Annotated in this window: 20 protein-coding genes; 8 read left to right on the forward strand and 12 right to left on the reverse strand. The window is 43.5% G+C overall.

The window, feature by feature from the left end:
- Window positions 1–107: 107 nt before the first annotated feature.
- Both K6Y31_RS03810 and K6Y31_RS03815 read right to left on the reverse strand, forming a co-directional pair.
- The gene (locus tag K6Y31_RS03810) at window positions 108–1,073 is read right to left on the reverse strand and encodes a hypothetical protein (RefSeq protein WP_233051519.1); all 966 of its coding nucleotides are present in this window, start codon (window positions 1,071–1,073) and stop codon (window positions 108–110) included.
- 78 nt (window positions 1,074–1,151) lie between these two features.
- Entirely contained in the window at window positions 1,152–1,682 is a 531-nt protein-coding gene (locus K6Y31_RS03815; RefSeq protein WP_233051520.1) for an MgtC/SapB family protein, read from the reverse strand.
- A 240-nt stretch (window positions 1,683–1,922) separates the two neighbouring features.
- Here K6Y31_RS03815 and cysK point away from each other — a divergent pair, with 240 nt between their 5' ends.
- On the forward strand, window positions 1,923–2,891 hold the full coding sequence (cysK, locus tag K6Y31_RS03820; RefSeq protein ID WP_233051521.1) for a cysteine synthase A: 969 nt from the start codon (window positions 1,923–1,925) through the stop codon (window positions 2,889–2,891).
- A gap of 209 nt (window positions 2,892–3,100) precedes the next feature.
- Here cysK and K6Y31_RS03825 read toward each other — a convergent pair whose 3' ends face one another.
- The 3 genes from K6Y31_RS03825 to K6Y31_RS03835 all read right to left on the reverse strand — a co-directional run bounded on the left by K6Y31_RS03825 (window position 3,101) and on the right by K6Y31_RS03835 (window position 6,690).
- A complete protein-coding gene (locus K6Y31_RS03825) occupies window positions 3,101–3,817 on the reverse strand; it encodes a substrate-binding periplasmic protein (protein ID WP_233051522.1) in 717 nt (238 codons plus the stop codon).
- Between the two features lie 197 nt (window positions 3,818–4,014).
- Window positions 4,015–5,664: a glucose-6-phosphate isomerase gene (pgi, locus tag K6Y31_RS03830; protein WP_233051523.1), complete on the reverse strand. Its 1,650-nt coding sequence runs from the start codon at window positions 5,662–5,664 to the stop codon at window positions 4,015–4,017.
- A gap of 354 nt (window positions 5,665–6,018) precedes the next feature.
- Entirely contained in the window at window positions 6,019–6,690 is a 672-nt protein-coding gene (locus K6Y31_RS03835; protein ID WP_233051524.1) for a spermidine synthase, read from the reverse strand.
- Between the two features lie 176 nt (window positions 6,691–6,866).
- Here K6Y31_RS03835 and K6Y31_RS03840 point away from each other — a divergent pair, with 176 nt between their 5' ends.
- Window positions 6,867–7,817: a bifunctional GNAT family N-acetyltransferase/hotdog fold thioesterase gene (locus K6Y31_RS03840; protein WP_233051525.1), complete on the forward strand. Its 951-nt coding sequence runs from the start codon at window positions 6,867–6,869 to the stop codon at window positions 7,815–7,817.
- A 24-nt stretch (window positions 7,818–7,841) separates the two neighbouring features.
- Here K6Y31_RS03840 and K6Y31_RS03845 read toward each other — a convergent pair whose 3' ends face one another.
- The 3 genes from K6Y31_RS03845 to K6Y31_RS03855 form a co-directional block, all read right to left on the reverse strand.
- Window positions 7,842–9,557, reverse strand: a complete 1,716-nt coding sequence (locus tag K6Y31_RS03845; RefSeq protein WP_233051526.1) for an AsmA family protein — start codon at window positions 9,555–9,557, stop codon at window positions 7,842–7,844.
- Between the two features lie 365 nt (window positions 9,558–9,922).
- Window positions 9,923–11,995 (reverse strand): ATP-dependent DNA helicase RecG, encoded by a 2,073-nt coding sequence (gene recG, locus K6Y31_RS03850; protein ID WP_233051527.1) that lies wholly within the window; start codon window positions 11,993–11,995, stop codon window positions 9,923–9,925.
- 535 nt (window positions 11,996–12,530) lie between these two features.
- Window positions 12,531–12,890, reverse strand: a complete 360-nt coding sequence (locus tag K6Y31_RS03855) for a TonB C-terminal domain-containing protein (protein ID WP_233051528.1) — start codon at window positions 12,888–12,890, stop codon at window positions 12,531–12,533.
- A 494-nt stretch (window positions 12,891–13,384) separates the two neighbouring features.
- On the opposite strand from K6Y31_RS03855, the gene K6Y31_RS03860 reads away from it, so the two are divergent.
- From K6Y31_RS03860 to K6Y31_RS03880, 5 genes are all read left to right on the forward strand, one after another.
- The gene (locus tag K6Y31_RS03860) at window positions 13,385–14,041 is read left to right on the forward strand and encodes a DUF4272 domain-containing protein (protein ID WP_233051529.1); all 657 of its coding nucleotides are present in this window, start codon (window positions 13,385–13,387) and stop codon (window positions 14,039–14,041) included.
- A 118-nt stretch (window positions 14,042–14,159) separates the two neighbouring features.
- Window positions 14,160–15,032 carry a phospholipase A gene (locus K6Y31_RS03865; RefSeq protein WP_233051530.1) on the forward strand — a complete coding sequence of 291 codons (873 nt, stop codon included), beginning with the start codon at window positions 14,160–14,162 and terminating at the stop codon, window positions 15,030–15,032.
- 186 nt (window positions 15,033–15,218) lie between these two features.
- Complete coding sequence (locus K6Y31_RS03870; RefSeq protein WP_233051531.1) at window positions 15,219–15,644, forward strand: MarR family winged helix-turn-helix transcriptional regulator; 426 nt, start codon at window positions 15,219–15,221, stop codon at window positions 15,642–15,644.
- Window positions 15,645–15,711: 67 nt separating this feature from the next.
- Window positions 15,712–16,554 carry an RNA polymerase sigma factor RpoH gene (gene rpoH / locus K6Y31_RS03875; RefSeq protein ID WP_233051532.1) on the forward strand — a complete coding sequence of 281 codons (843 nt, stop codon included), beginning with the start codon at window positions 15,712–15,714 and terminating at the stop codon, window positions 16,552–16,554.
- Between the two features lie 139 nt (window positions 16,555–16,693).
- Window positions 16,694–17,209 (forward strand): aminoacyl-tRNA deacylase, encoded by a 516-nt coding sequence (locus K6Y31_RS03880; protein WP_233051533.1) that lies wholly within the window; start codon window positions 16,694–16,696, stop codon window positions 17,207–17,209.
- A gap of 85 nt (window positions 17,210–17,294) precedes the next feature.
- Here the strand turns inward: K6Y31_RS03880 and trmH are convergent, their stop codons facing one another.
- The 4 genes from trmH to gmk form a co-directional block, all read right to left on the reverse strand.
- Window positions 17,295–18,011: a tRNA (guanosine(18)-2'-O)-methyltransferase TrmH gene (gene trmH, locus K6Y31_RS03885; RefSeq protein ID WP_233051534.1), complete on the reverse strand. Its 717-nt coding sequence runs from the start codon at window positions 18,009–18,011 to the stop codon at window positions 17,295–17,297.
- A gap of 13 nt (window positions 18,012–18,024) precedes the next feature.
- Entirely contained in the window at window positions 18,025–20,157 is a 2,133-nt protein-coding gene (gene spoT, locus K6Y31_RS03890) for a bifunctional GTP diphosphokinase/guanosine-3',5'-bis pyrophosphate 3'-pyrophosphohydrolase (protein ID WP_233051535.1), read from the reverse strand.
- 114 nt (window positions 20,158–20,271) lie between these two features.
- Window positions 20,272–20,547, reverse strand: a complete 276-nt coding sequence (rpoZ, locus tag K6Y31_RS03895; protein WP_232801629.1) for a DNA-directed RNA polymerase subunit omega — start codon at window positions 20,545–20,547, stop codon at window positions 20,272–20,274.
- A gap of 114 nt (window positions 20,548–20,661) precedes the next feature.
- Entirely contained in the window at window positions 20,662–21,285 is a 624-nt protein-coding gene (gene gmk / locus K6Y31_RS03900) for a guanylate kinase (RefSeq protein ID WP_233051536.1), read from the reverse strand.
- Between the two features lie 283 nt (window positions 21,286–21,568).
- Here gmk and K6Y31_RS03905 point away from each other — a divergent pair, with 283 nt between their 5' ends.
- On the forward strand, window positions 21,569–22,063 hold the full coding sequence (locus tag K6Y31_RS03905) for a hypothetical protein (RefSeq protein WP_233051537.1): 495 nt from the start codon (window positions 21,569–21,571) through the stop codon (window positions 22,061–22,063).
- Window positions 22,064–22,072: the final 9 nt, after the last annotated feature.

Here is a 22,072-nt window from a genome sequence, read left to right on the forward strand (position 1 = left end):
AGGGCACCAGCACCATTTTCTAATCATTCTTTGTTCTGCTAAAGGCGAGTAGGCTGATCATGGTTAACGATCGACGCTACTCGAATTGGGCTATTATGAAATTGGCGTTAGAACGCCAGTCCTTGCAGTTTTCCTGCTTTCAGTTCGGCGCGGCTGGTGGCCGTTTCGCCTTGTAATTTTTGTTCATCGGCTTCCACTTCGGCTTCCTTACCGACATAGTCGCTCAGGCTGGAGTCTAATAATGCGGCTTCAATCCACTGGCTTAGTTCAGCTGTTTGTTCTTGTAGTGCGTCTTCATTAGCGGAAAATTGCTCGCCTTTACCGATATCATGTAACCCCGCAATAGCGCCGCTAACAAAGCAACTCACGCGATTACTGGCAAAGTGCAGTGAATTTTTGTTGTTCGCTTGGCTTTTGTCAATCACGCTTAATAAGTAAGCGGCGTTAACTAAGCGTTGCAAAGCATCTGCATCATTGGCGGGGATACGCGATTTGTCTTGATGGTAATCAAGCCACAGGCAAAACATAGTACCGGCATTAAAGTCAGCATCGGTAATTAAAGCACGACGCTCAACCAGAGTGGTTTCAGCTAAGGCGGCATGGCCAAACATCACTTGTGATACTTGGTGGAAATACAGTAGCAATGCGGTGTCGAGAGCTAAGGTTATGCTATTTTCATCAGCTTGTTCAGCATCTGCAAACCATTGCGTTAAGCTGGTTTGATCTTTTTGTAAGCGAGACTTAGCAATTTTGTTTTCATTGGCGCAAGCAGTTAAATAACTTAATTCTAGGGCAACGGATAAGCAATTAGCGGCCAGTGTTAAGCTATTTTCGAGTTGGTAATGTTGCTTTTTTTCTGGCTTAGCGATGTGATGTAACCATGCTAGGGTGCTTTGCGGCGTAAGTTCAATTGCCCACTGTTCTGGCGCTAGCTTATGCTGATTGAGTTGCTGATTAAAAAAAGCCACTTCGTTATGGCTTTGTTGTGCGATGCGATGGGCTAAACCTAAACGTGTGCCACTTAAAGTAGGGTAGGTAGTGGCAAATTGAGTTAAATCGGGAAAGCTAAACATGAGTGCAGTGCCTATAGAAGATAAATACCGCGCTAGCATAGCGCGGCTGATTTATTCGGTACAGCTTAGCTAACAATTTTATACTTCTTCTGGTGCTTGCGGCGGGTTTGCTCGGCTATTACGCTTGGCCTTAATCAATTTACGTTTTCGGCTATAGAAGTGCGCATGTACACCTTGGCGCATAAATTTAAAACTGTTTTCCAGCAAATCGACGCCAACCAGTATCAGTAATACCAGTAGTGTGATAATCAGTGCTTGGCGTTCAAAGCCAATACCGATCATTAAGCCTATAGCTGCCAGCATCCAAATACTGGCAGCAGAGGTGACGCCCATCACTTGACCATCGCGTGACATCATTACACCTGCGCCTAAAAAGCCTACACCGGTAATGATTTGACCATAAACTCGCGCTTGATCTAAAGAATGAGGCGACAACGATATGCCTACTTTTAAAAAGCTGTAAGTGCCGAGTACAATTAAACAGGCAGTACGAATGCCAACAGGTTTGCCGCGATATTGACGTTCAAATCCGATTAAGCCAGCGCAAATAACGCAAAATAGTATGCCGTGCCAATCAAATGGGTAAATATTTAGCATAGTGTTGAACATGGTTACTCCTCTGTTTAGGGGCGCAATATGCGACTAACCGAAGTGTGAAACAAGTATTTATTGAGTGAATTATTTTTGTGCTGAAATGAAAAATATCCGCTCAGTTAAAGTGACGGTACTGTGTGAGTTGGTTATAAGATATTAGAATATAAAATTAGCAAGACTGATTATTTCTGATATAAAGAGAAGAGTAAATTCAGCGTAGTATGGATACGCATTTAACAATATTAGGAAAATGTGATGAGCAAGTTGTTTGACGATAATTCTTTAACGATAGGTAACACTCCTTTAGTGCGTCTAAACCGTGTCACTAAAGGGAATGTTTACGCCAAAGTTGAAAGCCGTAACCCTAGCTTTACTGTTAAATGTCGTATTGGTGCCAACATGATTTGGGACGCCGAGCAAAAAGGTAAGTTAAAAGCAGGCCAAGAGTTAATTGAGCCAACCAGTGGTAATACCGGTATTGCACTGGCATTTGTGGCGGCGTCGCGTGGCTACAAACTAACCTTAACCATGCCTAGCTCAATGAGTTTAGAGCGCCGCAAGCTACTAAAAGCCTTGGGCGCAAACTTAGTGCTAACTGAAGCGGCAAAAGGCATGAAAGGCGCGATTGATAAAGCCAATGAAATCGCCGCCAGTGATCCGGAAAAATATGTGTTACTGCAGCAATTTGAAAATCCAGCAAACCCAGCCATCCACACCATGACTACTGGCCCTGAAATTTGGGATGCCACCCAAGGTGAAGTGGATGTGTTTGTTGCTGGTGTCGGCACCGGCGGAACCATTACTGGCGTGAGTCGTTATATTAAACAACAACGTGGAAAGAATATTATCTCGGTTGCGGTTGAGCCGGAAGATTCACCGGTGATCAGTCAAACCTTAGCGGGTGAAGATGTGAAACCAGGACCGCATAAAATCCAAGGTATCGGTGCGGGCTTTATTCCTAAAAACTTAGACTTACGCGTAATTGACCGTGTTGAAACGGTTGGCAATGATGAGTCTATTGAAATGGCGCGTCGCTTAATGAAAGAAGAGGGTATTTTAGCGGGTATTTCTTCTGGCGCGGCAGTGGTTGCTGCGGCGCGATTAGCTGAACTTGAAGAGTTTAAAGATAAAGTGATAGTGGTTATTTTGCCAAGCTCGGGTGAGCGTTACCTAAGTAGTGCGCTGTTTGAAGGTATTTTTGATGAGCAAGATTTAGTGCAGTAATTGTTACTACCAACTTGATATAAAGGCCGCATTAACGATGCGGCTTTTTTTGTTTCGCATTATTACTTAACCTAAACACTGAATTCGGTATCTTGAGATTGTTTGGGATACATCCCTATACGTTTTGTGTTTACATCTCTGAAAACGAAATTTTGCGGTAAAAATAGACTACTTGTTATTGCAACAGACCTAAATAGAAATGAGGTTACTTAATCGTTAAGCTCAATATATTCTCGGCTTTGTTTTGATAGCTCTAAAGCGCGTTGCCAGGCTTGTATCGTTTTATCCGGTGTTTGATGGTTAAATGCGATATAAAGCTCAACCTCATAAAGGTCTATGTTGGTTAATTGGATTGCGTCGGTTGGCGTGGCATTTTGAATCAATAAATCCCACAAGGTTTTGGGACTACAGCTAATTAAAGTAACCCGTTTTTTCAATAGCTGGTTAATGGTGCTGTTGGGGGTGTTGGTTAGTTTGATGTGGTTAAAGCCGAGTTTTTCGAGGGCGGCTTGTTCTGGATAGCCACGAGTGACAGCAATATGGATGTCTTTATCCAGCAGGTTAATATTGTCATACTTATTTTGATCTGATTTGTGCTGACATAGTGAGACTTTATCTCGGGTTAATGGGCCTACCCACTTAAATAATGCTTCTCGTGCCGGCGTGCGTGCGGTTAGAAATAAGGCGCTGTTCGGCTCTCGTAACACCTTTTGGTAAGCTCTGGCCCAAGGTTTTATGCGTATGGTATCTGGTTGGCCTAATAATCGTTGCATTTTTCTCACTAAATCAACTGATTCTCCGAGTATTTCAAATTGATCATCAATCGCAAAGGGAGGGAAGTGTTCGGTATAAAAATCTATCTTAGGTGTTTGGTGTTCGGGTGGTAAGTTGGCATGGGCAAGTTGAAAGAATAAAACGGGTAGCATTAATATTACCCAACTTATCCTCGCGATATACTTCATTATCTTTACCCTTGCCAAACTACTTAAGGATAATAAAAGTATAAAAATACGCTTAAATTAACAATCATTAATGTTAAAAAATGTGGCTAGGCAAGTTAATCAATATTAATTAAGCCTAAAAAAATAGCACGCAGCCCATTAATTGGGCTGCGTGCAGTCGATTAACGCCAAGCTTTAAAGCAGTTGATCAAACCATTGGTTGACGCGTCATGAGCGCTAACACTTTCGTCACCTTGCAACTCAGGTAAAATTTGGCTCGCCAACTGCTTACCTAATTCAACCCCCCATTGGTCAAAGCTGAACACATTCCAGATAATGCCTTGAACAAAAATTTTGTGTTCGTACATGGCGATCAATTGACCAAGAACACTTGGTGTGACCTTTTTTACCATGATTGAGTTAGTTGGCTTATTACCTTCAAATACCTTAAAAGGCACAAGATGCGTTACTTCGTCTAATGATTTTCCTGCAGCAATAAATTCAGCCTCTACTTGTGCTTGGCTTTTGCCAAAGGCAAGGGCTTCGGTTTGAGCGAAGAAGTTAGATAGCAATTTAACGTGGTGATCGCCAGCAGGGTTATGGCTTTGTGCCGGGGCGATAAAGTCACACGGGATCAACTTAGTGCCTTGGTGAATCAATTGATAAAACGCGTGTTGGCCGTTAGTGCCTGGCTCACCCCAAATAATAGGGCCGGTTTGGTAGTCAATTGGATTGCCTGCGCGGTCGCAGTTCTTACCGTTTGATTCCATGTTGCCTTGTTGGAAATAAGCAGCAAAGCGATGCATGTATTGATCGTAAGGTAAAATCGCTTCGGATTCGGCGCCGTAAAAGTTGTTATACCAAACACCAAGCAAAGCTAAAATAACCGGGATGTTTTGCTCGAAATCTGTGTTCAAGAAATGTTGGTCCATTTCATGAGCCCCGTCCAGCAGTTGCTCGAAGTTATCGTAGCCAATAGTTAGTGCAATGGATAAGCCAATGGCTGACCAAAGTGAGTAACGACCGCCAACCCAATCCCAAAACTCAAACATATTGTCGGTATCAATGCCGAACTCTGCGACTGATTTTGCGTTGGTTGAAAGCGCGGCAAAGTGCTTAGCGACAAATTCAGGTTGTTTAGCAGCAGCTAAAAACCAATCGCGCGCACTGTGGGCGTTAGTCATGGTTTCTTGGGTAGTAAAGGTTTTTGATGCAATCAAAAACAGGGTGGTTTCAGGGTTTACTTTTTTCAGCGTTTCGGTGATATGAGTGCCGTCAACATTAGAGACAAAATGCGCATTAATCCCTTCTACTTTATAAGCGTTGAGGGCTTCGGTGACCATGTAAGGGCCTAAATCAGAACCGCCGATGCCAATATTTACTATGTCGGTGATAGGTTTGCCGGTGTAGCCTAGCCACTCGCCGGAATGGATTTTATGACAAAACGCCTGCATTTTAGCGAGCACGGCGTTGATTTCTGGCATCACATCCTTGCCATCCACTTTTATTTCACTGTTGCTGCGATTACGCAGGGCCACGTGTAATACCGCGCGATTTTCGGTTTGGTTAATTTTGTCACCGTTAAACATGGCGTGGATTGCGCTTTTCAAATCAACTTCATGTGCGAGTTCGTTCAGCAGCGCTAGGGTTTCTGAGGTGACTAAATTTTTTGAGTAATCCAGCAGTAATTCGTCATTGAGTTGACAAGACAGCTGCTTAAATCGATCGGGGTTTTGGGCAAACTCTTGCGCCAACGAAATGTTGTTTTGTTCGAAGTGGGCCTGCAGCTTTTGCCAAGCTTGTGTTTCAGTTGGATTAACAGTGTTAAGCATAAAGTGGTTACCTGGATTTTAAGAAAATAAAGAAATAATAGTCACTTATCAGAATAGTAGAGTGTAATTATGACAAAAAAGTAAAAAACTTATCTTGGCCCACGTTCTAGTAGAGAGCAATACGGCTTATTTTGCAGTTGTTTGGATATAAAACTTTGATCTGCTTCACACTAAGTTTTTGGTTTCACTAAGCTACTGATTTTAATTAATTGTTTTTTGTTACAAAGGGTTTCAAACCATTACAACAATGTAATGGTGCGATATTTGTTGATATTTTACGCGCTGACAATAAAACCACCTAGGTGGCTAATTTGACAGTTAATCTTTACTTTCGGGCGCATTTTTTGTGTTTGATCATGTGCTTTCAGATACATTGTTTCTGATAATGATCAGGTGGTTTCGCATATCCGCAACTTTGATAACTTCAGGCGATTGACCAAACTGTTGCGTGCTCAGCTGAATAACGATGTCGAGTTCGCTCTGGTTGCGTGGTAATAAATTAATGATTAACGTATCGTTAAACTTAGATCTGAGGTTTTGATAGAACTTAGCCTGAAAGATGAAATCAGGACTGCCAAAATCGCTAAATAAATCACATAAAACGACATCGGCAGGGGCTAAATCGGCGATAGCGACACTGGCATCGGCGGCTAAAACCTCTACTTGGCAGTGGCTTGGGTTGAAATAGTCATTAAACCAATCAATCACTTGCTGGCTTTGTTCAATACAGGTGTATTTTAGGTCTGGTTGTTTTTCACAGAGATAGCGGATCAGGCTGCCACCGCCTAAGCCTAACTCAGTAATAGACTCAAAATGGTGGGGTAAATGTGGCAGCAAAGTATGATGATAGCCAAACATCAGTTTACTGGGCTCTGCTTTGCTCATAATACTTTGCACCACGGTATCAAGGGTTAGCCACAAATAATCATGGTCTTCAAACAATACCCATTGCTTATCATCTTGATGCACTAAATGGCGTACCTGAGCTTGGCTGAGGCGGTTGATCAGGTCGTAGTCGGACAGCAAGTGCGGCTCCTTATGCCAAGTGGTGAGAGTCTTATTTTATAACTTATTGTTTATAAAGTTTAATTATTAATGGGTCAGGCTGAATATGCAATGCTAGAAATTAGCTAATTGAGCGGATATTGAATATTGCTGAAAGACTAGGCAATATAAGCCTTAGTAGCGAAAGGAGACATTGCTTGTATCATATTTTTGAACCCACCACCGAAACGGAACTTGATGACTATTTTCATTTCCGTTGGTCGATCTTAAATGCGCCTTTACAGTTGCCGATTGGCTCTGAAAAGGATGGCTATGATCCCCATGCTTTGCATCGGATGATCCGAGATCGTGACGGTAAGCCACTGGCAGTTGGACGGGTATATGTGACCGATGCCGATGAAGCGCAAATTCGTTACATGGCCGTAGAGCCTTCGCACCGTGGAAAAGGGATTGGTGCATTATTGCTAAAAGCCCTCGAACAAGCTGCGCGTGATGAAGGGGCGAAACGTATTGTGTTGCTGTCTCGAATTAAGGCTATCTCTTTCTTTGAAAAATTTGGCTATGTTGCTGCGCAGCGTGAACCCCATCGTATGGAAGGCACGCAACTACTGCAAATGATTAAGCAGCTCGCCCCCGCGAAAAGTTTGCTGCGGGTGCCTGAATTATGCTTAGCATTAGAGCGGGTTTGGGCTGAGCAAATTCCCATTAGTGAAAAAATGGGCATTACTGTTTATCAATACACGGGCGAGCGCTTTGAAACGCGCGCCAGTTTACATGCCAATGTAAACACTAAACATGCCATGTTTGCCGGTAGTATTTATAGCCAAGCCACGTTAACGGCATGGGGACTCTGTTGGTTAAAAATGAAAGAGCAGGGTTTTGACGGTGAAATTGTGGTGGCGAAAGGTGAGATTGCTTACCGCCAGCCTGTGACAGAACTGCCAAGAGCGGTGATCCTAAAAGATCATATTGAGGGCAGTTTTGCAGGCCTAAAAAAAGGCTGCAAGGTAAAGGTCAAAATGTCGGTGAGCATTATCAGTGGTGAGCAAAACGCGGCAGATTTTGAAGGCTTGTTTATTATTTTACCGAGAGAGTCCCAGTCTGAGCCGCCTCCTTTAAGTGATATTTACTCAGTGGCCAATGAGTAATTGATAGCTAAAGCCAAACAGATCTTAATCTAACCTAATCACTCGTTTTTCGGGGGCGCTATCCATTATTTTACCTTCCACGTTAACCGGTGTGCTGGGGATTAATCGTTGTAGCATGTCGGGATTCAAGTAATCTTCGTTTAGCTTGCCTTTAATTCTTATCTTATCGGCTTTCATGCCCTGATACAGGGCTTCGTTGACGATTAATTCAAAGCTTGCCTGCTGCGACCATTGCGGTGGAATGGTTAATAAATGGCGCTGCTTAATCAATTGCGCTTGCTCTAAACGCAGGCTGATCCCACGAACAGAAAGGGGTAGCTCATCGGCGTAAGAAAGCAGGTTTAAATTAAATAGATCGAGCTTGTCGATGACTAAGCTATTGAGCGGCAGCAACCGATCCTTTGGCTCGGCCAGATCGTCATTACTCTTGGCTAGCCATTCTGGTTGGATCCCTATATCCAGATCGCGAGCGGTGAGGTGGCTGACATGAAGGTCGGGGTAGCGCTGTAAGCTAATATCAAATAGCGCAGAAAAATGGCCATCAAAGCTATTCCCTTGTACCTGATAAAACGCCCATTTGCCATCTTTCACGCGGCTGTTGAGGGTTAAGTCGGTAATACTGGTACCCGCGTAATAGAGCTCACGCATGTTGAGGTTAAATAGACTATTCAGTTGATCCACTTGGCTTAAATCGAGCCATTGGCCCGCGCTTAAAATGGGCAAATTTTTCAGGTTGAGGTTGAGTTTATTAAACGTCAGCGGGAGTTTTTTGTCGTAGCTGGTAAAGCTAATCTCGCTTAATGCCAGTTGCTCAATCAAAATGCTGTCGAATAAAGGGGATTCGACGGGCTGGTTTACTCCTTGGTCAGATTCTGTGTCGATTGTCAGCTGCGGTGAATTGGCTTGGAAGTTTTGTAGCCAGCCTTCGCTGTACTCTAAGTTTAAATCGCTCAGCGAAAATTGTTTCACCTTGAGTGCTAAAGGTGGCGTCACATTCATAGCTAGCTCACCTACTAACTTACCTTTCAAATGATTCGCACTAAATTGGTCAATTTCTAGCTGTTGGTTTTGCAGTTGGGCTGAAACAAAAATATCGTTCACCTCAAAGGCGTTGATAGCGATCCGATTAATTGCTAACTCAAGATCAAGTACTGCTGTGGTGGTGAGAAGTTGATGATCTTGAACTAATTGCCATCGATGTAAATTCATCGTCAGGTCGTCTAGCATCACTGCTGGGCTTTGACTTAGAGACACCGCTAAATTCAGATGATTAATGTTGAATTGTTTTATTTGTAATGAAGCAATGGGCAGTGGTTCAGCGTTGCCCGGCTCAATCGTCGCAGGCTCAACGTTATCACCTTGTAAATGCAGTAGTAAGTTGTCGCTAATGGATAATGTTGGCCGCTCCAAAATCACTTGTTCGATAACCAGCTCGCGACTAAACCAACCCGAGCTACTTAACTGTAACCAAATTTGCTCAATTTCAGCAATTGGCTGATCAGTTGTTTGTTGTGGCATCGCTAGCTTGATGTTAGTTAGCGTGAGTTGAGTGGGCTGGGTTATATTCCACTGAATATCTTGTATATCCAACTCAAAACCTAAGTTGGTTAGCGCCCACTGCTTAATGTCAGCGCGGTAATCATTAGCATTAAACATCAACGCGGCGAGGCTAATAATCACTAATAGCACCAGTAATAGACCAGCAACAATGCGTACCATTAGGCGTGCAGTGGGGTTCATGATAGTGAGTTCCTTATCTCGCTCTGCGATGAAACTAAATATACCCAAGTTACCTCAAGATGCTTGTTCAGCGAGAATTTGTAGGCTGTTAGGCGCGACGCTGATTTGAGGCATAGTTATTCTACATTGAAAATCAGCAACAAAGCATAACAGCCTACAAAACTCGCCCTTTGGGAGTCGCTCATTATGTTCATTTTTTCGTTAAAAAGCATCGAAAGGGCTGACCATTCCTTCAGCTTTTTGCCTCAAACTGAACATAATGAGCGGCTCTGAATCCCGCATCTTGAGGTATCTTGGGTATAATACTTAATAAACATTACCTTGTCGTGATTATGCCGCCACGGTGCGGCGCAGCTAACAATTTTTCAAGCGTTGGAATAAATTTCTTTCTGTCCCAGCCAGCGTTTGACTATTTTATCAACAGTTTCTGGATATTGCTGCATAACATGCTGAGCTAATTGTTGCACTTGTGGAATTAAACGCTGATCGCGACTTAAGTCAGCAATACGCAAGTCAGCTAAACCCGTTTGCTTACTGCCGAGCAATTCACCTGGGCCGCGGATTTCTAAATCTTTTTGCGCAATATAAAAGCCGTCAGTGGATTCTCTTAATACCCCTAGTCGTTTGCTTGCAGTGATCGACAATGGATTATGATATAGCAGTACACAGTGGCTAGCAGTGGCACCACGACCGACGCGGCCCCTTAACTGGTGTAATTGCGCTAGTCCAAGACGTTCCGGGTTTTCTATGATCATCAAACTGGCATTGGGCACATCTACACCGACCTCTATTACTGTAGTGGCAACCAATAGGTCGAGCTCTGCTGCCTTAAAAGCGTCCATCACGTATTGTTTTTCGGCTGGTTTCATACGGCCATGCACCAGACCAATACGCAATTGTGGCAGCATCAGTTGTAAATCATTGGCGGTGACCTCGGCTGCTTGGCATTCAAGGGCTTCTGATTCTTCAATTAAAGTGCATACCCAATAAGCTTGGCGCTGTTCATTTTCACAGGCTTGGCGGACGCGCTCGATCACTTGTTCGCGGCGTGTATCGGGGATCGCTACCGTGGATACTGGCGTTCTTCCTGGTGGTAATTCATCGATGATAGAGGTATCTAAATCGGCGTAAGCCGTCATCGCTAAGGTGCGAGGAATGGGCGTGGCGGTCATGATCAATTGGTGCGGCGCATAAGGACCAAAGGTGCCTTTTTCACGCAGTGCTAAGCGTTGATGCACGCCAAAACGGTGTTGTTCATCAATGATCATTAAGGCTAAATTAAAGAATTCAACTTCAGCTTGAAACAGTGCGTGAGTGCCCACTATCATTTTGCTTTTGCCATTGGCAAAGTTAGTAAGTTGCTGCTCGCGCTGTTTACCTTTTACCTTTCCGGCTAACCAGCCGACTTGAATGCCTAATGGCTCAAGCCATTGGCTAAACACTTTGGCGTGTTGCTCGGCTAATAATTCAGTGGGGGCCATTAAGGCCACTTGATAACCTGACTCAATTACTTGCAGCGCGGCAAGGGCGGCAACCAAGGTTTTGCCTGAGCCAACGTCACCTTGCACCAAGCGCATCATGGGTACGCTTTTATGTAAATCTTGGCTGATCTCATTGACCACGCGTTGCTGTGCGTGAGTGGGTGAGAAGGGCAGTTGTGCCAATAGCTGCGCCACCATTGGCCCAGCATGCTGAATAGAGGCGGCCTGATTTTGACTCGATTTTTGTCGCAGTAATAACATGCTGAGGTTATGGGCCAGTAACTCTTCGATGATAAGGCGCTGCTGCGCCGGGTGCTCTCCGGCATCCATCAAGTCTTGATCGGCATCGGCCGGAGGTTGATGTAGGTAAACTAATGCGTCTTGTAAAGAAAAAGCATAATGATTGAGCTTAGGAGGCAGCACTTCTTCTATACTGTGCTGCTTTAATAATTCAACGGCTTGATAGGTTAGGCTGCGAAAAGTGTTTTGCTTGAGTCCTTCTGTTGTTGGATAAACAGGAGTAAGTGCTTCTTCACATTCAAGTTGTTCGGGATCGTTTAACACCTGATATTCGGGGTGAGTGATCTCATAACCAAACTTGCCGCGACGAAACTCACCATAACAACGCAGCCATTTTCCTTCACTAAGGGCGTTTTTTTGGCCTGCGTTAAAGTGGAAAAATCGCAGTGTTACGCTGCCGGTACCGTCACTAATTTTACAGGTAAGAATACGACGGCTGCCAAAGCTGACTTGGCTACTTTTTATCTCGCCTAAAATGGCGCCATGTAACCCCGGTAGCATATCTTGAATGGCATATACGCGGGTGCGGTCTTCATAGCGAAGTGGTAGGTGAAAGAGAATATCCTGGACATTAGACAGTCCTAATTTAGTGAGTTTTTCAGCAAGTTTGCTGCCCACTCCCTTTAATGTCGTGAGAGGTAACTTTTCTAGTTTCACCGTCTGCGTTCCAAATACCTGTAAATATAAACAGATAATACTAGAACATCCGCTATAACGTTATAGAAAAGCATAAAAACCACAAAGATAGCGCTATCAGTTTATATAAAGATTACCATTCACGACTTAAAGCGTCTGCTAAGAGCTTACTGATAGCGTTATCTTTGGGCCTTTATTTATGATTTTTAATTTATTTAATTATTTGTTTTTAAATGGTTATTTTTATTTTTTTAAGAAATTGACGTGAATGGCTTGGTGGTTAACGTAATTGCAGCATAAAGCCATAGACGTATTTTGCTCAACTCTGCTAATCTAGCTACACAGTTTAGGAAATAACTTGTTTCCTCTGAAGTTTTTTGAATATTTGCGGGTGTAGATGGAGCTCTTTGAGCTCTACTAAGACAAGGTTAGCAGATGCTAACTGAAGTAAAAAAGGGAGCTATTTAGCTCCCTTTTTTACGTTTAAAACTTGGGTTAATTTACTTAGACCAAATTAGTTTTACGGTTAAATAATCAACTAGACAACAGCCCTAATCTATTCCGCTTTTAGGCTAAGCCTAAACGTCTTTAGTTTGCTCAGTTCTTCCTCACTTAAGCTTGATGGATCCAAAGCCAATATACTGTTTTTCAGTGCCTCAATGGCTGATTGGTCAAACTTGGCAAAGCCACTGCTTTGTTCAACGCTAATGTCTACATTCCCCATCAGATCGTTATTTACCATCACAGTTACGGATGCGCCTGGATAGCTATGTCGCGCTTTCCAGTGTTGATAAATGCTTTCTTGCATCGCTTGTTGGCAATGCGCTAAGTCTTTACAGGTTGTCATTGCTAAAGCGGCAGGACTGGCTATCAGTGCGGTCAAGATAGCTATTATCATCGTTTTTTTCATTTTCATTTTCATTTCCTATCCTATTACTCTATAGCGCCTAACGGTAAGGCTACTTTGGTCTTCGATAGTATGATCGCCATAACAAAGTCCATTATTTCTAGTCGATCGCAGCAACGAATATGAAGTTGATCATAGGTTAATTTATTCATTTTTGTTACAACATGATTGGGATTAGAAAGTATAAAAAATAAACAATAATAATTTAATCGGGTTTGTTGTTGTTTCGTGATGATTTTTCGGCGAATTGTTGAGCATCAAGAAAAGATAGAGGTTTATTGTTATCGCAGTCCATAAGGCGATAACGCAATAGTAAAAACCAGCAACGCGTAAAAATGCGTTGCTTCGAAATGAGTTAATCACGAAAGACTGACACACCTTTGCTAAATCTGGTGGTCGTTATTTTTAATGGGTCATCCACGCGACTATTACCATGATGCCATGGCTACGTATTGCTACAGCTTTGGCATTTAATCACTCGTTGTAATATCAGGAGATAAAGAGTGCTAGGATTACTTAAAACATGGATGATGCCAAAAAACACCTCGATGCCAGCCAGTATGTCGAGAAAATTATCGTCAGAGCAGCAGCTAAAGCAGTTGGGGATAAAAGCCGATAAAAGTTTGCTTTGTTTGCCTGATGTCAGTGAATGTCAATTTAGGTCCGTTTCAGACATTGTGCATCGTTTGCAAAGCTTAATGTTATTAACCGCCCATGCCGAAGAGCTGCCTAGTGCAGTGATAGATGCCTTGTATTTACGAACGGGAGCGCAGCATAGCTTTACCCTCAATGAACAGCATTGGCTGGCTAAAACGCATCTAACGCCAGCTGAAAAACAAATTTGTATGTGGCGCTATGAATCAATCAAATTATTGCTGTGGGCGATAGGCCATCTAGCTGAGCTAGGGAAGGTGACAGAAGGCGCTAATATTATCGAGCTGTCGCGTCTGATCCAATGGCAAAACTATGATGAACTGTTGGCAGGTGCAAGACCATTAAATCCAGTTGCACTACTTGATACGGCTGATCTGTATCATCGGATGTCTCATCTTGGCAGACATCAACCTCGCGCGTTACCGGCCAATATTAACTTGTTAATTGTAAATGAGCGATATGCTTGTTTAAGTTGGCTGATAGGTGAGTCTGAATGGGATGAGTAGCCATTGATAACAAGAGGTTAGGCGTTACGTTTAACGCAATTGTGGTGTTTAGAGTTGTGTTTAGATCATACTCTTGCTCTAATCTCTTGTTTAATCGTTAAATCCACAGGGATAGTTTATGAAGTACCTACTTTTAGCAGCAGCGATGCTTTCGTTTGCTGTTGTGGCTGAGCAGGTTAGCGAAACAGAGCAAGATCAAGCAAACAGCGCGCTTGAAAAACGCTTAGATGATGAGCGAAAAACCTATGATAATCCATTTGTAATTACACCTCATAAACCAACCTACCTTTTACTTGGCAACTATAACGATAAACTCTCTGCTGAACATTATGCTAATTATGGAGAGCTACAAGACGTTGAGGTTAAGTTTCAATTTAGCTTTAAAATGCCAGTTTGGAGCGCGCAATCTCAGTACGGTCCTTCCTTGCTATTCGCCTATAGCCAAGCTTCTTATTGGCAGGCCTACAATAAAGCGGAGTCATCACCATTTCGTGAGACTAATTATGAGCCTGAAGCATTTTTGTCTTGGCGGCCCAATTATGAGCTTGGTGCTGGCTGGAGTGTTCAGGTCGCGCAAATTGGTTTTGTGCATCAGTCTAATGGCCGCAGTGAGCCTTTGTCCCGCAGTTGGAATAGAATCAAGGCCAGCGTTACTTTAGAGCGAGGCAATTTAGGTCTCGCTATAGTGCCATGGCTACGAATTCCAGAAGACCGAGAAGAAGATAATAACCATGACATTACAGACTATTTAGGCCATGGCAAAGTACTAGCAGCCTATAAATGGGGTGGCCAAACATTTTCCTTGATGAGCCGTAACAACATTGAAAGTGGTTTTTCTAAAGGAGCTATTGAAGGTAGCTGGAGCTTCCCGCTGAGTACTCGAGTGAAGGGATATGTCCAGTTTTTTTCTGGTTATGGCGGCAACTTGATTGAGTATGACCATTACAACAACACAGTAGGCATCGGCATCGCGTTGACAGATTGGCTTTAAGCTACCCCACAGACAAATAGCACGCGATGGCGTGCTATCTTCCACCTTGTATTTCCCCTCCTGATTTTTTTGTACTTAGACTTAGGCTAGATTTCGCTGGTTTTTTGAACTAGTATTACATCGTTGACAACCAAGGTTGTCTAATATTGAATATAGTAATTAATCAGGCTATTTCAGGTAAGAAATATGACAGAGCGCATAATTAGTCACTTAATTCAACAACAGCACCAGCTTATTGATGCCAAAATGTCGCAATTAGCGCGCGCTCGTGGTTGTGAAATGACGCCCGCGCAGCAGACTATTTTTAGGTTGGCAAGCCAGCAAATCGTCACCTTATCTGAACTGGCACAACATCTAGCCATTAGTCGGCAAGCCGTGCAAAAAACGGTTGCGGTATTGGTTGATAAAAAGTGGCTGAAACTGGTGCCGAACCCGGGTAATCGAGCCGCTAAAATTGTCATTATTACTGAGCAAGGTCAAATCGTCCGCCAGCAACAGCAACAGGTTGTTCGTGAAGTTGAACTACACTTGTATCAACAGTTAGGCGAAGAGAAGGCTAAGTTGTTGCAGCAATTATTAAACGAAGAGTGGCAGCTTGACAATGTTGGTTGACGTATTGGAAGCAAGTTTTACACCGTTAATGATTGTTTAATTAAGGTTTAACAGGAGAGAAGCTGTTATGTATCAATTAGCCAATATTTGCCCTTTGGCGGATTTACAGACTTATATAAATCAAGTAACCCGCTTACCTCTACTTAGTGCCGAGCAAGAGCATGAATTGGCCGTTAGGCTGTCTAAAGAGCAAGATCTTGAGGCAGCAAGAGCGCTAATTATGTCAAATTTACGTTTTGTGGTGATGATTGCACGTGGCTATCAGGGCTATGGCTTACCGCAAGCTGACTTAGTTCAAGAAGGTAATATTGGTTTAATGAAGGCGGTAAAGCGTTTTGATCCTAAAATGGGTGTGCGTTTAATGTCGTTTGCTGTTTATTGGATAAAAGCTGAAATTCATGAATATGTTTTTCGCAACTGGCGCATTATTAAATCCGTTACGACGAAAGCACAAAAAAAGCTGTTCTTTAATCTGCGTAAGTTCAAGCGTGACTTACATTGGTTTAATGCCGATGAAGTGGAAGAGGTCGCTGATGCCTTGCAAGTCACGCCAGCGCAAGTGAGAGAAATGGAAATGCGCTTGTCGAGTCAAGATATGTCATTGCTACTTAGCGATGAAGACGAAGAGACGCGCTACCTTGGCGTCTCTGAATCCTCTCTACCTGCTGCTGATGCTTCGCCAGAGTTGCAGTTGATTCACCGGGATCAACATCAGCAAGGGCAAGAAAAGTTATATCAAAAATTGGCCCAGTTAGATGACCGTAGTCGGGATATTATAGAATCGCGCTGGCTCAGTGAAAACAAGGCGACTCTTCACCAGTTAGCCGAAAAGTATGGCATATCATATGAACGGGTTCGCCAACTAGAGGGGCAAGCGATGGCTAAATTACGTGCTCATATTTTGGCGTAGTTACTATACTTATATGAGAGTACTTAAGTGTAACGGTACCAAAGTGTAAGAGTGCTTAACACGTAAATGTGCTTTTCGCATCACTAGCCCAATTTGATGCTTATTTTATTCATAAGGAGGTGGTAAAGAAGGAGGCCGTATGTACATTCAACGTTTGAGCAATTACTTAAATCAAGCTCATATCAATTATCAGGTGCTACAGCATTCACCCGCTTACAAAGCCAAAGAAATAGCCGAAATGACCCACATTAGCGGCATGGACTTTGCCAAAACGCTTATTATCAATGTAGATGGCATTAGCATGATGCTAGTGTTGCCAGGTACCTATCGCTGGGATCCTGTTAGCTTTGCGAACATGATGGGAGCTCAGACGGTGGAATTGGTGCCAGAGGAAGAGTTAGCGCTGTTATTCCCTAACTGTGAAGTAGGGGCAATGCCACCTTTTGGTAACTTGTATGGTATAGCGGTGTATATTGCACGTGAGCTCACCTTGCGACAGCATATTATGTTTAACGCGGGCAACCATCACGAAGTGTGGCAAATGGATTATTATGATTATCATGAGCTTGTTGCCCCTAGAGTCATTACTGAGGGATATTTACGTAAGAACCCGTCGCGGCCAGTTCATGTTCATCATGGGGGGTTTAGTCACTAGTGAGTTGTGGTCAGTCAGAAGTGCCAATAAAAAAGCCAGCGTTAAACTGAGCGCTGGCTTTGTTTTACGACCATTAATTGGTTGATTAATCGTTATCGATTTCCGTCCAAGCGGTTTTACTCATCTGCACTTTTTGCCACCAGTCTTCTGATGCGACAATTTGTCCTTCATCATCAATCTCAGGGTAAGGCAGATCTTTTTGGCGACATAATTTAGCAAAAATAGGGTGGCCGCCTTCAAACATAATACGGTCACGCTCTTGTTTTTCAATGTGATCAGTTTTTGGTTGGTACATGCCAGCAAGCTCACGTTGGCGCTGCGCTTCATATAGCATCAATGCTGTGGCAACCGACACGTTTAACGACTGACACATACCGACCATAGGTATAATCACATCTTGGTCTGCTAACGCGAGAGCTTCGGCTGTGATGCCGTCTTTTTCTTGACCCATTAAAATAGCGGTTGGCTTAGTATAATCAATTTGACGAAAATCGACGGCAGTGTCAGACAAGTTGGTAGCAATCACTTGCATGCCTTGCGCTTTCATTACTTTAATCGCATCGGTGATACTGTCGTGCGCCTTTACTTGTACCCAGTTTTGGCTGCCCGTTGCCGTATGACCCGATAAACGCATTTTCGGGTGATCCCAAATAGCGTGTACTTCGCTGATGCCAACCGCATCACAAGTGCGTACGATGGCGGCTAGGTTATGTAACTTATGAACCTTTTCCATACATACGGTGAGGTCGGTTTGACGATGCTGGAGCATCTGGTCAATGCGGGTAAAACGCTCTGGAGTCATACTTGTTCTCTAATTAGTGCTTTTTAACTGGGCGGTTACGATTACGAGCCACCTTAGTCACGTCAGGTAAGACGCGGATCTTACGCATAATGTTGGCTAGATGGATGCGGTTCTTAGTAGTGATCAACAAATCGACCACGTAAACCCGGCCATCTTTTTCATCGGTATTAATATTATGAATATTCGAGCCGGTAGCGGCGACCGCATTGGTTAAGTCAGCCAATACACCTTGGTGGTTGATTAATTCAACACGGATTTCGGTGCGATACTCATGATCAGTATCTAGACTCATGTCCCACTCAACCGCCATATATTTATCCACCTCATTAAGATGGTTTTGAATATTGCGACAAGTATCTAAGTGGATAACAAGACCCTTACCTGGGCTAATATGGGCAATGATAGGATCGCCGGGTATTGGGCGACAACAGTTTGCATACGTTACCAGCATGCCATCAGCGCCTTTCACTGGCATTTTGCCATGCTCGGTATCTGCCAGAGTGAGTTCATCGACATTACCTAGCAAGCGACGGGCAATAACGATGCTCATGGCATTGCCCAAACCAATATCAGCAAGTAAATCTTCAATGCATTCTTGTTTGGTATCTTGCAATACCTTGGCTATATTTTGCGGATCGATATCAGCAAGATTTTTATCCCCTAATGCGTGATTAAGCAAACGGCGACCTAAGCCTACCGACTCATCAAAACGTAGGTTTTTCAGCATCTGACGAATCGTATTACGCGCTTTACCGGTGACCACATAATTGAGCCAAGCCGCATTGGGCCTAGCGCCCGGCGCGGTAATAATCTCTATCGCTTGGCCATTTTTTAGTTTACGACTAAGCGGGTAAGGTTGACGGTCTACCCGTGCCCCGACACAAGCATTACCAACGTCAGTATGCACGGCATAAGCAAAATCAACTGGCGTCGCGCCGAGTGGTAATTCAATAATGCGGCCTTCAGGTGTAAAGACATAAATTTCGTCAGGAAACAGCTCGGTTTTCACGCTTTCAACAAACTCAAACGAGCTACCCGCGCTTTGCTGTAGCTCGATCAAGCTTTGCATCCAACGACGAGCGCGCACTTGGGCTGTTGTGCCTGAAGCTTCACCGTTTTGCTTATATGACCAATGTGCAGCCACCCCTTTGTCGGCCATTTGATCCATATCTTCGGTGCGGATCTGGATCTCGACTGGCACGCCATGAGGGCCGACTAAGGAAGTATGCAATGATTGATAGCCATTGGCTTTTGGAATAGCAATATAATCTTTAAAGCGACCAGGGCGCGGCTTAAACAAGCTGTGCATTTGGCCTAATACGCGGTAGCAAGTATCAAGGGAGTCCACCATGATACGAAAAGCGTAAATATCCATCACTTCATGGAATTGCAGCTCTTTACTGCGCATCTTATTGTAAATGCTAAATAAGTTTTTCTCACGGCCAAGCACTTGTGCTTGAATACCGACATCTTCTAGGCGGCCTGCTACTTCAGAATGAATATTATCCATGACCTCGCGGCGATTACCGCGAGCACGGCGTACCGATTCTTTTAGTACGCGATAACGCATTGGGTAAAGCGCTTGAAAGCCAAGCTCTTCCAACTCGTTCTTAATATTGTGAATACCTAAACGGTTGGCGATGGGGGCAAATACTTCAAGGGTTTCATTGGCGATGCGGCGACGTTTATCGGGGCGCAGTGCGCCAAGGGTACGCATATTATGAGTGCGGTCGGCAAGCTTGATTAACACTACGCGAATATCTTGCACCATGGCCATAACCATTTTGCGAAAGTTCTCGGCTTGCGCTTCTTTGCGATCGCGAAATTTTAGCTTGTCTAACTTACTAACCCCTTCCACTAACTCAGCAATGGTGTCGCCAAACATGGCGGCTAAGTCATCTTGGGTGGTTTCAGTATCTTCTATTACGTCATGTAACAGCGCTGCGGCCAAGGTTTCATAATCAAGGCGCATTTCAGCCAGAATATAGGACACTGCAACAGGATGGGTAATATAAGGCTCACCACTAGAACGAAATTGACCTTCGTGCGCATCCCTTGCCACGATATAAACTTGTTTTAGTTTTTCTTGTTGCTCCGGCGGCAAATAGGTTGCGGCCAGTGTTTGTAAGCTTTCAAAGATATACAAACTCGTCCCCGATAGTGCAAAGGTAATTAGGTTGAAGATACTAAAATCTGAGTGGAATAGTGAGCTTTTTGATCAAAAAAGCACCCATGGCGGGTGCTTTATAGAGAAAGGTGCTTAACCGCGACCTTCTGCAATCGCTGCAACCGCTGCCATTTCAGCTGCGTCTTGTTCTTGTTGCTCTTGGCGATCTTGCATATCCATTGTGCTAGAAGTCACTAGGCCTTCTTCAATTTCACGTAAAGCGATCACTGTCGGCTTATCATTTTCACTGTCAACTAAAGGCTCTTTACCTTGTACCGCGATTTGACGAGCGCGACGAGCCGCAACAAGGATCAAATCAAAACGGTTTCCAATTTTATCTACAGCATCTTCTACAGTTACGCGTGCCATCTAAGGACTCCGTGGATTAAAAAAAACGACGCAAAATTATACAAGCTTAAACGAGCCAGATCCAGATCCTTTTTCGCCTAAACGTGTCACTAAATTGTGTATTAGCTTAACACATTAAGCCAGTAACTCTGAAATCATGTTTCTATGTAATGCGCTCTGGCGGGTTTGCGCTAAGCGTTGGCCTTTAATAATAGTATCAAACTCGGCGAGGGCTTGGTCAAAGTCATCATTAATGATTAAAAAATCATACTCATCATAGTGAGACATTTCCGACTTGGCTTGTGCCATGCGCTTGTTAATGGTTTCTTCACTGTCTTGACCACGTTGGTATAGGCGTTGTTCTAGCGCTTCGCGACTGGGCGGTAAAATAAAAATGCCTTTTGCTTCGGGCATCAGTGCTTTCACCTGACGAGCGCCTTGCCAATCAATGTCTAAGAATATATCAATACCTTGATTCAAGCTGTCTTCAATGGCGAGGCGTGAAGTACCATAAAAGTTGCCGAACACTTCTGCCCATTCAAAAAAGGCATTGTCAGCGATCATCCCTTTAAATTCGGCTTGATCGACAAAATGATAATGCTCGCCGTTTACTTCGCCTGGACGTGGGTCTCGAGTAGTGTGAGAGACAGACACTTGCAGCTGTTTGCGATCGGAAATGTTTAGTAATGCATTGATCAGACTTGATTTACCAGCTCCACTGGGAGCGGAAACAATATATAAAGTACCTTTAAGTGACATGGTAATACTCTGCAAGGGCCATAAAGACGGCTAAATGTAACAAATAAATGAGCACGGAAAAAGCTTAGCTTTAAGTGCAATGATATTTGTTGGCCATTGGTTTTTGCTTGTTGCAGGTTATTGAGCCAAACTTTGATAAAACAGTTAATTATGCCTGTTTGTTTGTTTTAAAAGTAGGTAACCTAAACAGTGCTATGTAACGTCACCTTAGATGTAAGTGATTGTAAATTAATCAGTACATCATTGTGGTCTTTGAATTTATCCAACGACAGTGGAGTGACATATGAAGACAAAAGAATCGTTAAAAGCAGTTAATGAAAAGTTTGAATCCCTAAAAAGTAGCTTAGCCGAAGAAGCGGGCAAACTGAAAGAAAGCGGCCAGCAGTCATGGCGCGATACTCAACAGCATCTCGATAATATGTCAGATAAGTTGAAAACAGCCTATGAATCGTTAGAGTCAAACTACGATGAGACCAAGCTACAGGGTCACCTTGCGGTAATGGAAGCGCGGGATAAATGGGAAGAGTTAGGTAAAGTGGTTGAGCAATATTATCAGCACTCTAAAGATGTAAAAGACAAGGGTGAACAAGCATTAGATGAAGCTCAGCTGCAATCCCACTTATTAAAATTAGAGACTCGCGATGCTATCGAGGCTAAAAGCAAGGCGGTTCGCCAGCAATACAACGAATCACGCACTGAGCTAGAAAATTTGACTGCTAAATCGATCAAAGAAATAGATAGCTCGTTTGAAACCTTAAAATCAAAATTTACCAGCTAATCGTATTCA

It is taken from the genome of Motilimonas cestriensis (assembly GCF_021295315.1).
In the GTDB taxonomy this organism is placed as follows: domain Bacteria; phylum Pseudomonadota; class Gammaproteobacteria; order Enterobacterales; family CBDFNC01; genus Motilimonas; species Motilimonas cestriensis.